Below are 15,339 nucleotides of genomic sequence, written 5' to 3'. Positions count from 1 at the left end.
GTAGAGACCTCGGGACCACTCGACGGGCGCCGAGACCGCAGGCGTTGCAGTCGCAGTCACAGGTGCCGGAGTCTTAGGCGTTGGAGGGGAGCGCGCCATGCGGCCGCTGGACGTGGACGAGCCGGCCACTGTGGGGCCCTACCGGCTGCTCGGCCGGCTCGGCTCCGGCGGCATGGGCCGGGTCTACCTCGGCCGCAGCGCGGGCGGCCGTACGGTCGCCGTGAAGATCGTGCACCCGCACTTCGCCCTGGACGAGGAGTTCCGCGCCCGCTTCCGCCGCGAGGTGGCGGCCGCCCGCCGGGTCGGCGGCGCCTGGACCGCGCCGGTCCTGGACGCGGACCCGGACGCCCCGGTGCCCTGGGTCGCTACGGCCTACGCAGCCGGCCCCTCCCTGGCGGCCGCCGTGACCGACACCGGCCCGCTGCCCGCGCACACCGTACGAGCCCTGGGCGCGGGCCTCGCCGAGGCGCTGACGGCCGTACACGAACTGGGCCTGGTCCACCGGGACGTGAAGCCGTCAAACGTCCTGCTGACCCTGGACGGGCCGTTGCTGATCGACTTCGGCATCGCCCGCGCCACGGACGGCACGGCGTCCCTGACGTCAACGGGCGTGTCGATCGGCTCACCGGGCTACATGTCCCCCGAACAGATCCTCGGCAAGGGAGCCACAGGCGCCGCCGACGTCTTCTCCCTCGGCGCGGTCCTCACCTACGCGGCCACCGGCGAACCCCCCTTCCGCGGCGACTCCTCGGCCGCGCTGCTCTACCAGGTGGTCCACGAGGCCCCCGAACTGGGCTCCCTCGCAGGCGAGTTGCGCGACATCGCGGCGGCCTGCCTGGCCAAGGACCCGTCCGCCCGGCCGACCCCAGCCGAACTGGCCCACCGCCTGGCCCCCGAAGGCGCGGCCCGCCTGATCACCGGCGGTTGGCTGCCGGGGCCCCTGGTGGAACAGGTCAGCCGCAGCGCGGTACACGTCCTGAACCTGGACACGGGGGAGACGTCCCACTCGGGCCCGGTGCCCTTCGACACCTCAGCGGAAACAGAGCCCCCGGCCCCGGCCGCGTCCGCCACTGGAGCCGGTGCCTTCGGGCCTCCGCCCGCGATGAACCCCGCGGAACCGCCGACGCCACCCCCCGGGAAACCCTTTGGAGACCCCACTGTCGTACCCGCGCAGCGTGACGCACCCCCACCCGGCCGGGTCTCCGTCAGCATGGCGGCGGCCGCCACACCGGTGGAGGGCGCCCGCGGCCGCCGGCTGAGCTGCACGGTGGTACTGGCGGTCGCCGGAGCGCTGGCCGCGGGGGGCCTGGGCCTCGGCGCACTCCTGCACCCCTGGTCCCAAGGGGACGGTAACGAGGGTGGCGCGGGCAACACTCCCTCCCACTCCCAGGCACCGACGGCGGCATCCAGCGCGGCCACGGGCGGCACGGGCGCCCCCGACAACAGCCCCTCACCGGGCCCGATCCCGGCCCGCTACCTGGGCACCTGGCAGGGCCAGGCCACCGCCCTCGACGGCAACCTGCCCATCGGCACTTTCCGGCTCACCGTCCATCAGGCGGCCGTCGGCGCGGAGTTGGGCCGCCTGACCCAGACCGACCAGCTCGGCGGGGTGTGCACCGACATCCTCACCCTGAAGCAGATGACGCCGACAAAGCTCATCGCCACCTCGACCGGCGCCAAGGGCAACCACGGGGGCTGCGATCCGGCCGCGCACCAGATCGAACTGACACCGGTCGGCGACGACCTGAAGTACACGTCGGACAGCTCGGCGGAAGGGAATCCGGTGTCGCGGATGTCGAAGGTGGGCTGAGGGGCCGACACCCGCAACTGTCGCTGACCGGCTCCCCATCGCTCTGACCTCCGTCACATCGGTGTCGTGACCGTCAAGTGCGTCCCGGTGCCCAGGTGCAGCATGCCCCTCCCTGGCGTGATGGGGCCGCCGACCATGCTCCGTGTCGTACGGATGCCGATCAGCTCGCCGGCGGAGGTGTCCTGGGGCGACAGCAGGATGCCGCGCCGGGCCTTCTTCATGTCGACCTGCCAGCCGGAGAAGCCGTCGCAGATCTCCTCCTCGTCACCGGCGATGACGACGGCCAGGCCCTGCTCAACGCCCCGTTCGACGATGCGCTTGAAGACGTCCTCGGCGTCGCAGTCGTCCAGCACCTCCGCGTCGTCGACCAGGACGACGATGGGCTGCTCGGGAGAGGCCGACCCGATGGTTTCCTCCAGCTCGTCCTCGTCGATGTCACGGCCCGTGAAGACCTGCAGCACGCCCTCCTGGCCCGCGAGTTCGCGCAGCGGGGAGGGGCGCGGTGCCGCGAGGACCAGGCGTATGCCCTGTTCGAGGTAGGAGCGCGCCATGGACAACAGGACCGTGCTGCGCCCGGACTTGGCCGGGCCGCCGATCACGAATGCCGGAACGCCCTGGGCGAGGTCGGGGCCGAACGCGGTGAGTTCGTCGCCGCCGACGCCCACCAGCGACCACAGCGGGGAGGCGCTCGTCGTCGGCTCGCGCATCGCCCAGGCGTCCGCGAAGGAGATCCGGCTGGGCAGCACGTCGACCCGGAAGGGGCGCAGCGAGCGCGGCACCCCGGCGTCCCGCGCGGCCGCCGCGTCACCGATCGCGACCAGCGCGGCCGCCTGGCCCTGACCGGTGGTGTCCTCGGAGAGCAGCGCGAACTGGGTCTCCGTGGCCGTCTCGGCCCGGAACGCGCGGCCGGGCGCGATCTCCTCCGGGACCTTGCGCGCGTTGATGTCCAGCATCGAGAAGTCACCGCGGTCCGCGAGGCGCAGACCGTACTTGTCCTCGGTCAGCGAGGCGATCCGGCCCGACAGCAGCTGCCGGTCACCGGTGATCACGATGTGGATGCCGACGCTCGCGCCCTCGCGCATCATCGCCATCAACTGGTCAGTGAGGTCGCCGTGGTTGTACTCGCCGAGGGTGGGCAGCCAGCCCTCCCAGCGGTCGAGGAGCACCACGATGTGCGGTAGCCGCTCGCCCTCCGGCACGGCGCCCCGCTGCTCGCCGATGTCGGCGTAGCCCTGCTCCGCGAACAGATCCTGACGGCGGGTCAGTTCGCCGGACAGGCGGGTGAAGAGGCGGACGATGCGTTCCACTTGGTTGCGGCCGACGACCGCGCCGCAGTGCGGCAGCCGGGTCAGCGCGTTGAGGGCGCCGTTGCCGCAGTCGATGCCGTACAGATGGACGTCGGCGCACGACAGGGTGCGTGCCAGTGAACCGGCGATGGTGCGCAGGACCTGGGAGCGGCCGCTGCGCGGGGCGCCGGCGACGAGCAGGTGCCCGAAGCCGGCGAAGTCGACGGCCACCGGGCGGCGGGCCTGGTCGGACGGCAGATCCGCCACACCGAACGGCGCGGCCGGCAGAGCGCCCGCGCCGCGCACCGACGGGATGTCGTCCAGCAGCAGAGTCTCCTCCAGGGCGGGCAGCCACGGGGAGTGCTGGGCCGGGATGGCCAGCGTCCGGTTGGCGTCCAGTACGGCGTCCACCAGTACCTTGAGGTCGGTGATCTCGTCGTCCTCGCGCGCCTCGGACTTCGGCTTCTGCAGCGCCGCCCGCCCCAGGTCCTGCCAGGCGAGCTGCTCGGCCCACGGTGCGAGGGCCTGCGGGTCGGCGGCGCCCGGGCGGCGGCCACCGACCCGGCCCGACTGGAACGGGATGAGGGAGGCGTGGCCGAGCCGGACGTAGGCGCGTCCGGGGGTGCTCTTGCTGATGTGGCCGGCGTCGGGCGCGTCGATGACGTCCGTCGACTCACCGGCGTCGGTCACGCGCAGCGCGATACGCAGGTTCGTGTTGGCACGGATCTCGGGCGAGACGACACCACTGGGCCGCTGCGTGGCCAGCAGCAGGTGAATACCGAGGGACCGGCCACGCTGTGCGATGTTGACCAGACCCGTGACGAAGTCCGGCAGGTCGCGGACCATGGACGCGAACTCGTCGATGACGATGAGGAGCCGGGGCAGGGGCGGATGGGACGGATTGCGCCGCACGAAGTCCTGGTAGTCCTCGATGTCCTTGATCTCGACCGCGGCCAGGATGTGCTCGCGCCGCTTCAGCTCGGCGCCCAGCGATTCCAGAGCCCGCTCGACGAGATGGGCGTCGAGGTCGGTGACCATGCCGACGGTGTGCGGCAGCTTCACGCAGTCCTTGAACGCCGAGCCACCCTTGTAGTCGACGAGGACGAATGTCATGTTCTCGGGGGTGTTGGCCACGGCGAGGGCGGCCACGATGGTCTGCAGCAGCTCCGACTTACCGGAACCGGTCGTACCGGCGATGAGACCGTGCGGGCCGTCGCGCCGGATGTCGATGCCGAACGGGCCGTCGTACGACTCGCCGATGACGGCCATCGTGGACTGCCCGCCCGTGCGCCAGCGTGCTGCGACCGCGTCGGCGCTCGGCGGCTCCAGCTGCAGCACGTCGAGCAGGCGGCTGGCGGAGGGCAGCGCGGAGTCCTCGGTCTCGCCGCTGATGTCGCGCAACGGGGACAGCGAGCGGGACAGCCGGACGCACCAGGCCGAGGAGACGAAGTCCGGCCGTACGTCGGTCATGCCGCGGGCACCGCTCTGCTGGACCCGCAGCCGCAGCGGGAAGTCCTGTTCGGTGGCCTCGTGTGCTTGCTGGGCCGTCTGGTGCCAGGCGTGGAAGGAGGGGAAGCCACCGGCCGGGGGCTGCGCCGCGGCGGCCACGGCCGGGGCGGCGGGATCGTCGGTGCGCCGCGGCTCGACGACGACGACACCCTGGCACTCCCCGGGCAGGAACCGCTCCTCCTCGTCCAGGCAGATCGCGTAGATGGCGACGGCCGGACCTTCGCGCAGTAGCCGTACGACACCGGGCATCGAGCGCAGCCGTCGCGATCCGTCCCATACGACGACGACGTCGGGCTCGGCGAACGCCGGCCCGTCACCGCGCTTGCCGGATTCCTTCAGGGCCTTCTGCCGGGCGTCCAGCAGCTGGGTCAGCTCGCCGACACGGGCGCCGACGGTCTCGGAGTCGGTGCCGATGAGCACGTTGACGTCCTGCCCACCGGAGGGGTGGGCGTGCGGCAGCCAGCGCACCCAGTCCCAGCGGGTGTGGGCGTCGTTGTCCGTGAGGACGTAGAACTGCACGTCCATCGGGCTGTGCAGCACCGCGGTCTGGGCGACCGCCCACCGTCCCAGCGCCTGCACTGAGTCGCCCGGTCCGGCGATACCGATGACCCCGAGATCCTTCAGCGGCAGCGCGACCGGCGCGTCCTCGATGTGCCAGACGACCTCGCGCCGGTGCTCGTCCTGCTCGGGGTCGTCGAGCACGACGTCGGAGCGGACCCGGCCGGTGCCGACCCGCACCAGCAGGTGGTCGGCGTCGGTGCGACGCCGCTCCCACAGGCGCGTACGGGGACCGGTGCCGAAGGCGAGCACGGCGGCCGGATCGGGGATGGCGGCGCGACGGTCGAGGCGCTCGGTGCGCAGTGCGTCCTGGGCGTCCTGCTCGATCCGTTCCTTGTGCTCCTTGTACTCCTTGAGCTGCTTGGCATGGGACTTGCGCCCGTGCTTCTTGTCCACGAAGTGGTTGCCGAAGAGCATGAGCGGGCTCATCACGGCCATGATCAGGTAGTACCAGCGCCCGAACACCATGGTGGAGACGACGGCGCCCACCAGCGGAAGCAGCGCCATCAGCCAAGGCAGCGGCCGGGCCTCGTAGTCACCGGGCGGTGTGGGCAGCCGGAAGTGGGTCTTGCGCTCGGGCGGGCGCAGCCGCGGGGGCCGGTTGTAGTCGAGACCGACGCCGTCGTCCGACCACTTCAGGGCCGCGTCCGGCGGGGAGTAGGCGACGATCTCGAAGAGGCTGTTGCCGAGGGACAGTTGGGCACCGAGAGGCCAGGTGTCGCCGTCGAGGGGCTCGCCGTCGAGCCGGGGGCCGCGGCGGTCGTCGGCGTCCTTTCCGTCCTTGTCCCTCTCGTCCTTGCTGCTCTGCTCCGTGCCGGTGTCGTGAACGACGACCTTGCAGGTGCCGTCGATGGCTATGGACAAGGTCGCGGCGCGCTCCGCCAGTTCGCCGTCGTCGACGCGGAGCTGGGCGCCTGACCCGCCGCCGATGGCGTACCGCCCCACGCCGAGTCGGTGCACCGCACCGGCCGCGGGCCCGCCGACGACCCGGAACTCCACCACACCGGTGGGCTCGCCGAACACACACCCGGCCGGGTCGTGCAGGCTGACGACGGCTCCGTCCCGCAGCGGCGATCCGCCGACGGTCGCGCTCGGGTCGAGGGGATAGCCGTCGACGAACGCATGGGGGGCACCGCCGGCCTGCCGGTGCCCGCCGATGGGGATGATCTCCGCGCCATGGCCGGCTCCGACCTGCCGCGCCAGTTCCCGGGTGATGTCGCCCACTGTCGACTCCGGATCGGCGTCGAGCACCACGTCGGCGCCGGCACCGACGAGCGGGTCGACGACGGTCAGACTCAGGCGCACGTTCGTCCTCCTCGTGGGGCTGAGACCGTCCCCGGAACGCTGAACACAGTGGTAGTGACATTAGCCGTCCCCGCTGACAGTGCCGCAACGGGATGTGCACCGGTTCACGACTCCCTCGCACAACTGCCCTGTGGCCTCAACGGTCTCAGCCGTAGGATCTTTGCTCGTGCGGACGCTTGCGGTGGCACGCCGGGGTAGCGTCGCGACTTCAGGCCACGGGGGAAGGCCCCGTGGCGATCGGAACGGGAGGGAGCCGTCATGGCCAAGGACACTGACCTTACTTATGCCGAGATGGACAAGCAGGCTGGCGAGCTCATCAAGGCCATGCACCACATGGAAGAGCAGCTCAAGGGCATCGAGAGGGGCGTGGAGAACCTCGTGGCGCACGGCTTCACCACGCAGAAGGCCTCAGGCTCCTACGAGGACTCCATCAAGGACTTCACCAAGGGCGCGGCGAAGACCATCCAGGGTCTGCACGGTCTGTCCAAGTTCCTGACGGACGCGAAGAAGGCGTACGAGGACCTGGACGACCGGCTGGCCAAGGGTGCCAAGGGTTAGTAGGCCGCTGGAGCGATGACGGGCGGTGCGGCTCGCGCCTCAGTGGCCTGGCCGCACTGCCCGGATCGAGAGAGCTCTGGCCTCGCCCGGAGGCGCCAAGTGAACGCCCCGCCCGGCTCTTTAGGCTGCGCTCACCGCATCCGCGGCCCTGCTGTTGACCGCCTGATTCCGGAAGAGGCAGCCCCGGGTTGCTCTTCCTCTGATCCATCTATCGGTTTATGCCATCTTGACGGAAGCCCGGCTGGTGGCGCCACACACCCCATGGGTGGCGTTGGTTAGCTGAGCTACCCACGACCTTGACAGGAGCCTGAAGTGAACCGCCCTGCCCGGCTCGTCACAGCCGTGCTCATCACATCCGCGGCCCTGCTGCTCACTGCCTGCGGAGGCGGCGATGCCGGATCCGACGACAACGGCAAGATCGCAGGCGCGGATGCAGGGGGTCAGAAGACCGCGTCGCCCAGCGCCAGCCGATCGGACTCAGCCAAGCGCCCGGAGATCAAGCTTCCGTCGGACGTGAAACTGACCTTCACACCTGAAGAGACCGGTAACTCCGTCAAGGACGCGATCCTGCGTGACAATGCGGAGTTCCACCGCGCGCTCGATGCGGCGATCGTCGCCCAGAACCCGGGACTTCCCGCCTTGAAGTACTACACGGACGGTGAGGGCGCGGCAGCCGCTCAGAAGTGGGTTCAGCAGTTCAAGGATGCCGGCTGGACTGTCACGGGCTCCGTGCGCTACTTCAACCGCGTCGTGAAGGTGAAATCCACGACCAACGCAGCGATCGGCTACTGCGGCGACGAGAGCAAGGGTTACAGCCGGGTCATCAAGACCGGGGAGCTCAAGGGTACGAAGGTGACCAAGGACAACTACGTCGCCTACAGCGCTCAGGTCACTAAGAACGAGCAGGGAGTTTGGCAGCTCGTGAAGATCACGTCGACCCGTGGTGCTGTGGGGTGCCAGGCGTGATCAAGGCGCTCCGGATGGCCGTGGTCACTGTGGCCGTGGGAACAGCCGGGCTGTGTTCCATACCAAGTGCCCTCGCCGCACAGGACCCTCCGGGTGGTTCCCTTGGCGGAGGATCAGGTTCGGGAACGGATGCGCACGCCTCGGCCGGGGTCGACGGTGACAAGGTTTCGTCAGCCGTTTCCGGCGCGATCGTCTTCGACCGCTCCAAGAATGGCACCGGCAGTTCGGTCGGGCCCGTCACGTCGACGACGTCTTGGACTCCCCCTGCCTGCTACTACGCGCCGAAGTACACGCCCAAGGCACTTGAGTCGCAGATGCGGCAGGTGTGGGAAAGCAGCGCGCCTAGCCCCGAGTGGTCGCTGAAGACCCAGAACTATTTCGTCAACGGCGACCCGTACAAGGACTTCAACAAGGACAAGGAAGGCAAGGGCTACTGGTGGGACGCCTACGTCACCGAGGGACGCGAGGCGGACCCGGCGTCCCAGGACTGCGACAAGTTGCCCTTCTGGGTTGACAAGGGGGCGGCGCCGCCGGCTGACGCGCCCCAGGCCATCAGCCCCGAGATGCTCGCCCAGCTCGCCTACGCCGAAATTCGCGTTCCCTCGACCAAGGTCACCCTGGCCCCCGAGGGCACAACGAAGGTGAACCTGCCTACCTGGGCATGGCTGGACACCGCGAACTTCAAGCCGGTTTCCGTCACCGCGTCCGTACCGTTGCTTGGTCTCAGCGCGACAACTACCGCCGAGCCGGTCTCGTTGACGATCAAGCCGGGCACGGACGACGCGGTTACCTATCCTGCCTCCGGTCAGTGCGGGATCCACGACGGGCAGATCGGCGAGCCCTATGCGAAGGGCAAGTCCGACGAGACCCCGCCCTGTGGAGTCAAGTACCTGCGCTCCTCCGGCGACGGCTCGTACAAGCTTCAGGCGACTATCACCTGGGAGATCAGCTGGACGAGCACAACGGGACAGGACGGAGACCTTCCGGACGGCACGTTTGGTGCAGAGCAGGACGTGGTCGTCCAGGAGATCCAGGCCGTCAATCGCTAGCCAAATACACGGGGGTAAGTTCAGGGTCAACGCGTACACCTTGCACAACTGGGTGTAGGTCGGCCGCGAGGCCGGCCGCCAGGACGCGGGCGGCGCGCTGAGTGAGCCGGAGCCTGAGGAACTGGCCCGGCCGCGGCCGCAGAAAGCGCAGTGGGACAAGGAGCGTCCCGAGCTGCTGATGAAGCGTGATCTTCTCAAGCGCTCGGTGGTCTGTGGGTAAAGGACTCGATGAACCAGCGAGCGTGGCGGAGTTCATCGCGTACCAGAAGGCCATGTTCGGCATCCCGCACGAGAGCGCAGTCCTGGCTCCACAAGTGGATCAACCGTGCTCCCACAGCTCGCGAACAGTGCCAGGAGCGGCTGGATGAGGAGAGCAAGCGGCTGTCTGCCGCCTCGGACAGCACGTACGGCTCGCCCCAGATCACTCGCGAACTGCACGAGGCCGGCTGGATCGCCTCCAAGGACACAGGGGCGGCGCTGATGACCGGGCCGGGGCTGTGTGGACGGCGACCGAAACGGCGATGGAGCCTGCCCCGGACGGGCCGCCGGGACCCAGCCGGGGATCTGGTGCACTTGCACCTTCGCCGCTGTCGCACCCGACGTGTTGTGGTGCGGGGAATTCACGTAGATCGACATCGACGAGGGCCGCTCCATCTCGCCACCGTCGAGGACTTGGTCCCCTGCCGGGTACTCGGCCACGCGATGTCCGCCCACGGACCGCGGCTGCTGCCGGGTGGGGACCGTGCAGTTTATGGGGCGAGTCAGGGCGCGCTGGACAACGGTGCCGCCGAGGGAGCACGCCCAAGATCGAGTTCGCCCACCGGCACCACTTGTCCACCTGTGCCGAGGAATGCATCAAGATCTTGACCTGGATCGCGGACCTCTGCTGGCTCAGGGCCGAAATGGCGTAACAAACTCTCCACGCTACGCGGGGATTGACACGCTGGACAGGTCCTCGGAGGGGGATTCGAATGAGATGGTCTGGAGGATGGCAGACATCATGTTGCAGAACTCTGCCCAGTAGTCCATGGCGGCGGTGTCCAATGTGAAGACAACTGTGTACGGCCCCGTGGAGAACGGGACGTGGACCTGGATCTGGCCAGTCAGAAGTTCGACCGGCCCATCGGCGCGTGTCACCTCGGGTTGGACGGTGAGTTCGTTGACGCGCACGCAGGAAACCGCCGGTCCACAGGGCAGGTCGAGCCAACGGGCATCGTTGTAGGGGTTTCCTGACAGCGCGGCGAGAATGCCCTGGGCGGCTATCTCGGTGTCGGTCTGGTCGGTCTTGGCTACGGCGACCGTCAGGGCGCACTGTGCGACCCCTCCTTCCTCTCGCGCGAAGAGCCCCATGGCGGAGTAAGCAAATCCGTTATCGGCCATGTACTCGGCGAGGGCGGCGTAGAAAGGTGCCGAGGGCTCCCAGATTGCCTCGTTGCCACTGGAGTAGAGCTCGCGCACGAACTCACGGGAAAGCCCTGCACGTTCCTCAGGCGAGGGGGCTATGGGAAGCGCGTGAAGGCCGTTCGGCGCGACGAACGAGAACGGTGGGACGATCTCGGACTCGACCTCGACGGTGGTGGTCATTAGATACTCCAGTCGGGTGTCAGAGGTCGTTTGGATCGAATCCGCCGCGTCCGCCCGCCTGACTCATGAAGCAGAAAGGCTTCAGGACGCCCAAATCGGGCTTCACGCGCTGGGTGGTCGTCACTTCGATGAGGAACTTTCCGCTGGGACGGCGGGTCACCACCGGCGCGACGGAGCTGTCCCGATCACTCACTGATGAGAGGTAAGACTCAACGTACGCGCGCTGTCGGGGGGTCAGGGCATCCCAGGGGACGAGCTCGGGGGGATGGACCAAGTGCCGGAGCACAGGCCAGTACTGCCTCTTGTTCGGCGGGGCGAGTCTGCACCATGAACCGTCAGTAAAATGCACCTTCGCTTCGCCGCCCACACTGCTGTATCGCATCCGTTCGACACACGCTATCTGCGACCGCCCGGCCTCCCAGAGGACCTGGTCACGTAGCAGGTCATCGTCGGGGAAACCGGTGATGACCACGCGCCGGTCCGTGATGATGATGTGGGTTCGGTAGTTTTCCGGGCAGCGTGAGGGGTCGATCTGCCAAGGCAGCGTCCGGGCGAGGGTGCCGGATGCCGCCCACAGGACGGGGAAGTCCGTCACTTCGTTCTCCAGTTCCTGCGCGCGCCCGGGACTGTTGCCCGAGCCGGGAAGGAAGCTGCCTGAACCTGCGAGGGTTTCCAGCGCGCCGCCGACAGCGACGTAGAGTGCCCGCAACCCGAACAGGCCGACCTGTCGGCCACGGTGCTTCTCCTCCTCGGGCCGAAGTGAGAAGGAAGGTCCTTCGGGCCAGCCGCACAGTTCACCTTGGATGTCGTTTCGCTGCGTGTCGCGGAACCATCGCATACCGGCCACCGCCGGAGCCGTGCCTGTTGCGAAGACGATCGAGTCGCGGGCGAGGAGCGTTTCGCCGGGTTCAGGAGTCCAGGTCGCCATTGTCCGGTGCGCTTTCAGTGTGAGGTGGCAGCATCATGGAAGCTGTCACCAGGATGGAGCGCTTCTCCGATGTGCTGGGGGATACTGAAGACCTTCGGTAGAGCCTTGATCCCGGCATCCAAGGCGATGCCCTTCATACTCAGGGGATGAAGGTCCAGCCTTCCTCCTGTGACCAGTTTGAGGCCCTTGCTTCCGAGTAGCTGGCCTTGGTGGTAACCCGCTTCGGACAGTCCGGCCAACCGGCTCATGACTCCGCTCTCGTGTGAGATGAGACCGATGTCGCCGAACTTCCCGCCGAGCACGACCTTCTTTCCGAAGAGAGCGAGTCCCCCTTCCACCTTTCCCGCCAGATCACCCGTGGCGAACACGTTCCGGGCGCCGGCGGCGAGCTTCCCGGCCTTGAAGCCTTCGCCGAACTCGCCCGCCGCACGCATCGCCGCCACACCCTCGTCCGCCACCTTCACGCCCTTGCCGAAGGCACCGAGCCCGGGCATGAGTCCGAGCGCGTCGAAGCCCATCTGCATCCAGCTCACGTCGGCTCCGGACGCTTTGGCGATGGAATGCGAGAGTAGAGCCAGACCGCTGGTGAGCAGCGCCGCCGCACCGAAAATGGCTCCCAGCGGCTCGAACGGCAGAGTGATGATCGCCAGCATTCCGAGAATGCCGCTCAGGTCGCTCAGAAGATCGCCTACCAGTTTGATCAGGTCAGCGTGTTCCTTGAGCCACTCGCCGGTGGCATCCCAGGCATGCTCGATGCCCTTACCCAGCTTAGACCAGAACCCTGGCTCGGCCGGAGCGATGTCTCCTGCCTTATCCAGCTCCTTGCCGACCCTGACGGCGGCCTTTCGGTAGCGGTCCTCCAGGTCGTGAACCTTGTTGATGACGACATTGACCTGGCCGGATGCCTTGCCCAGCTCATCGCTGCCCTTGTCACCTGCCTTGGCTTTCGCCTTCGCCTCTGCGTCGAGCTTCTCGCCCGCCTCCTTCTCCAGGCGGTCAGCCTCATCCTGGAAGCCGGACAGTTCACCGGCCCAGCGGTGCAAGGCGTGCGAGGCCTTGTCGAAGGCCTCGAAGCTCTTCCTGATTAGCGGCGTAACGTCGGTTGAGATGTGTTCGCTGAAGGCGACCGCTGTCTTGCCTTTCCAGGCGCCGCACTCGATACGTTCCAACTCCTGCAGAGACTGGCCGAGCTCGCTCGCCAGGCCGCCCAGCTTCTTCGCCAGTTCGCGGGTCTGTTCGACGTCTCCGGGAGTCGGGTCCCAGCCTATGTGGGGGAAGGTGGGGCGTCCCATGGCTCGTCAACCTTCCTTCTTGCCGGACTTGCCTGACTTGCCAACGCCGCCGGACTTCGGCGCCTTCATGGACTCCGCCAGCTGCTGATCCAGCTGACCGAAGGACGAACCGATGTTGTTGATCATCTTGATCGCGTTCTGGTTGTGCTTGCCCAACTGCTTGATGCCGTAGCCCCAGTCATCGGCGAACGCGTGCACGTCGTTTACGAGATCGGGCGGCCCTACCACCGAGCCGTCAGTGTTGCGTAGGGTGCGGCGCGCGGTGTCCATACGGTCGGCGATCGTTGAGAAGGTCCTCTTCAGGTCCTCGAAGATCGTGCCCTCAAGGCGTAGGTCACTCATGGTCGGTCCGTCCCTGCCGTGGGTGTATGCGACGGTGCAATGGCGCGAAGCCCGCCTCAGTGATCCTAGGGTGGTCCATGCCTCCTTCGGGACGAGGGCCGCCAGTCTGTGGTCGGGGCAACTGCCGATCCTGGCATGTTCGATTTCGGCGTTGCGTGAGCGAATCGTGGAGGCCTCGTCTCCACTGTGTGCGGAAGCGAGGACCGTGGCCCCTTGCGTCCCCGGATTTCGCAAGGTCGGTCCCGGATTGCCGACGATGCCAGGCCCTCGGGTTCTCGGCCGTTCTCGTCGCCGACGGCTGGGAGTGAACTGAACTCCCGCTGGCGAAGGCTGGGATGCTTCAGGCAGGCCCTGCTCACCTTGGCTCATCTGCGCACCTGCAGGGTTCGCCGTCTGTCCGGCTGCACGCATGACCTGACCGCGGCCCGCACACACGGTGTGATCCAGGCCTTCTGCCCGTCAGCTTCTCGTCCTCGCCGACCGTGCATACCACGGAACCATGTCACGGTCCGCACCATTCCTAGGGCCGAAGCCTTCGGGAAAAGTACGCCCGATTCAACCGCGACCGCGTCCGACCGCGATGGCTCGGGCGAACACACCTTCGCCCACCCCGAGCAAGGGCAGATCCTTCGCAAATCTCGCTGCAGTGCCAGCCGAGTTGGTTGCTCGTTCGCTGCTGTTCGCGACGTCTAGATCGCTTGGCACTCACAATGAGAAGCCTTCAGTAACACCAGCAGGGTCTCTGTCAGACCCTGCTCTTTTGCCTGCTCACCGGGCGTGTTCCGAGGGATCACTCGGTCGGATGCCAAGATACCGGCGAACAACGGTCAGGAGTCCGACGGCGCCTTGTAGAGCCGTACCGTGGCGGCAATTTTCCGTATCGTCGCATCCGGTACCTCGTTGGGCACGTTCTTGGCGCCGAAGAACGACCAGGAGACCAGGTCCCCTGAGGCGTTCTTGAAGCCGAAGGTCCAGGCCTTGCCGTCCGACGCACACTTTTTCGACTTCTTCACGCCCACGGACCAGGCAGTGCCCAGAGTGCCCTTGAGGCCGGAGTTCGTGGTGAACGCTTCGACGCTGGTCTTCACATTTGTCTTGTCCGGCTGGGTGTACCCGCCGTACACCCAGGTCTTCGGGTCGGAGTCGGCGATGTCCTGAGCGCTTCGGTAACCGTTGTTGCCCCTCGTACCCACCTGAGCCAGCGGTGTGTCCTCCAGCGTGCCGTCCCGGTCGTTGTCGGAGGAACACCACTTCTTCTGCAGCATCGCGACATTGCGTATCGCGATGAGTGGGTTGTCGTTCGGGTCCCCGTCCTTGGCGACATAGGAGACCCAGCCGGCGGACTGGATCTCCCATTGGGGCGGGACGTCGAACGCGATTCCCTGCTCCGGGTTCGTCAGGACCTTCCAGCCCTTGATCGTGGCGGCTTGGGTGTCGGGGCTCCGCGGATTGTCGGAACTCTGCGTCGGAGAGGCGGTGTTGGTGGGCTTCGGATGGGGGCCGTCGTGCTTGTGGTTGCCGAGCACCAGGAGTCCGGTGACGCCCGCGGCAAGTACGACGGCCGTCGCGGCGATGACGGCGACGATGCTGGTCCGGTTCCGGCCGCCGCCCGTCGGCGGAGGCACGGGCGCGCCGGCGGTCGGCTGCTGCGGGGGCATCTGCCAGGGTTGAGGCTGCTGGTACGGGTTCGGCTGGCCGGGACCAGGCTGCAGGTACGGGTTCGACTGATGCCCGTTCGGGTGCTGCTGCGGGTTCTGGTTGCCCCTCGACGGCTGCTCTCCTGGCCACATGTGCCGTAAGGATACGGTGGCCAACTTTCGGAGCGCGAACGAGGGCACTATGAGTGGCCGGTGACGTGGGCCGCGACTTTCAGCGCCTTCAGCCAGCCGCTAAACCGTGTACACGGCAACGGCAAGGCCTAGTCCATGAGCAATGCCCGAGGGCTCGTCAACGGTTAGCTACGAAGGAGCGATCCGCTTGCGGAAATCTTCAGAGATCTGCTCCAACTTGGGCCGCGCCGGGTTGAATTCGAACACGGGTGAACTGTACGTAGCCCCAGCAGTACAGGCATAGAAGCTCACATCATGACCAGGTAGCCACAGACGGCTCTACGGTTGTTCGGCAAGAGACCGCGGCGACGGAGGCGACCGTC

10 protein-coding genes are annotated in these 15,339 nt (G+C 67.6%); 4 read left to right on the top strand and 6 right to left on the bottom strand.

The window, feature by feature from the left end; all coding sequences use genetic code 11:
- Positions 1 to 97: 97 nt before the first annotated feature.
- Positions 98 to 1,810, top strand: a complete 1,713-nt coding sequence (locus tag M878_RS66525; RefSeq protein ID WP_023547519.1) for a serine/threonine-protein kinase — start codon at positions 98 to 100, stop codon at positions 1,808 to 1,810.
- A 53-nt stretch (positions 1,811 to 1,863) separates the two neighbouring features.
- Here M878_RS66525 and M878_RS66520 read toward each other — a convergent pair whose 3' ends face one another.
- Positions 1,864 to 6,468, bottom strand: a complete 4,605-nt coding sequence (locus M878_RS66520; protein ID WP_023547518.1) for an FtsK/SpoIIIE domain-containing protein — start codon at positions 6,466 to 6,468, stop codon at positions 1,864 to 1,866.
- Positions 6,469 to 6,726: 258 nt separating this feature from the next.
- On the opposite strand from M878_RS66520, the gene M878_RS66515 reads away from it, so the two are divergent.
- From M878_RS66515 to M878_RS48040, 3 genes are all read left to right on the top strand, one after another.
- Positions 6,727 to 7,026: a WXG100 family type VII secretion target gene (locus M878_RS66515; protein ID WP_023547517.1), complete on the top strand. Its 300-nt coding sequence runs from the start codon at positions 6,727 to 6,729 to the stop codon at positions 7,024 to 7,026.
- A gap of 312 nt (positions 7,027 to 7,338) precedes the next feature.
- Positions 7,339 to 7,992 carry a hypothetical protein gene (locus M878_RS66510; RefSeq protein WP_023547516.1) on the top strand — a complete coding sequence of 218 codons (654 nt, stop codon included), beginning with the start codon at positions 7,339 to 7,341 and terminating at the stop codon, positions 7,990 to 7,992.
- A 14-nt stretch (positions 7,993 to 8,006) separates the two neighbouring features.
- Positions 8,007 to 9,041: a hypothetical protein gene (locus tag M878_RS48040; RefSeq protein WP_167345822.1), complete on the top strand. Its 1,035-nt coding sequence runs from the start codon at positions 8,007 to 8,009 to the stop codon at positions 9,039 to 9,041.
- 924 nt (positions 9,042 to 9,965) lie between these two features.
- Here the strand turns inward: M878_RS48040 and M878_RS66505 are convergent.
- From M878_RS66505 to M878_RS66490, 5 genes are all read right to left on the bottom strand, one after another.
- Entirely contained in the window at positions 9,966 to 10,625 is a 660-nt protein-coding gene (locus M878_RS66505) for a hypothetical protein (RefSeq protein ID WP_023547514.1), read from the bottom strand.
- A gap of 19 nt (positions 10,626 to 10,644) precedes the next feature.
- On the bottom strand, positions 10,645 to 11,553 hold the full coding sequence (locus tag M878_RS97515; RefSeq protein WP_158692697.1) for a hypothetical protein: 909 nt from the start codon (positions 11,551 to 11,553) through the stop codon (positions 10,645 to 10,647).
- A 14-nt stretch (positions 11,554 to 11,567) separates the two neighbouring features.
- Positions 11,568 to 12,845 carry a putative T7SS-secreted protein gene (locus tag M878_RS66500; protein ID WP_023547512.1) on the bottom strand — a complete coding sequence of 426 codons (1,278 nt, stop codon included), beginning with the start codon at positions 12,843 to 12,845 and terminating at the stop codon, positions 11,568 to 11,570.
- Positions 12,846 to 12,851: 6 nt separating this feature from the next.
- Complete coding sequence (locus tag M878_RS66495) at positions 12,852 to 13,187, bottom strand: hypothetical protein (protein WP_023547511.1); 336 nt, start codon at positions 13,185 to 13,187, stop codon at positions 12,852 to 12,854.
- Positions 13,188 to 14,014: 827 nt separating this feature from the next.
- Positions 14,015 to 14,977 (bottom strand): DUF8017 domain-containing protein, encoded by a 963-nt coding sequence (locus M878_RS66490; protein ID WP_031225100.1) that lies wholly within the window; start codon positions 14,975 to 14,977, stop codon positions 14,015 to 14,017.
- Between the last annotated feature and the right edge of the window lie 362 nt (positions 14,978 to 15,339).

This window comes from Streptomyces roseochromogenus subsp. oscitans DS 12.976 (assembly GCF_000497445.1).
GTDB lineage: Bacteria > Actinomycetota > Actinomycetes > Streptomycetales > Streptomycetaceae > Streptomyces > Streptomyces oscitans.
Note: the sequence above shows the minus strand (reverse complement) of the source record. Positions and strands in the feature narration are given on the sequence as shown.

Coding starts and splice junctions, on each gene's coding strand:
- M878_RS66515 (WP_023547517.1), top strand. CDS start 6,727: ATGGCCAAGGACACTGACCTTACTTATGCCGAGATGGACAAGCAGGCT.
- M878_RS66505 (WP_023547514.1), bottom strand. CDS start 10,625: ATGACCACCACCGTCGAGGTCGAGTCCGAGATCGTCCCACCGTTCTCG.
- M878_RS66495 (WP_023547511.1), bottom strand. CDS start 13,187: ATGAGTGACCTACGCCTTGAGGGCACGATCTTCGAGGACCTGAAGAGG.
- M878_RS48040 (WP_167345822.1), top strand. CDS start 8,007: ATGGCCGTGGTCACTGTGGCCGTGGGAACAGCCGGGCTGTGTTCCATA.
- M878_RS97515 (WP_158692697.1), bottom strand. CDS start 11,553: ATGGCGACCTGGACTCCTGAACCCGGCGAAACGCTCCTCGCCCGCGAC.
- M878_RS66525 (WP_023547519.1), top strand. CDS start 98: ATGCGGCCGCTGGACGTGGACGAGCCGGCCACTGTGGGGCCCTACCGG.
- M878_RS66500 (WP_023547512.1), bottom strand. CDS start 12,845: ATGGGACGCCCCACCTTCCCCCACATAGGCTGGGACCCGACTCCCGGA.
- M878_RS66490 (WP_031225100.1), bottom strand. CDS start 14,977: ATGTGGCCAGGAGAGCAGCCGTCGAGGGGCAACCAGAACCCGCAGCAG.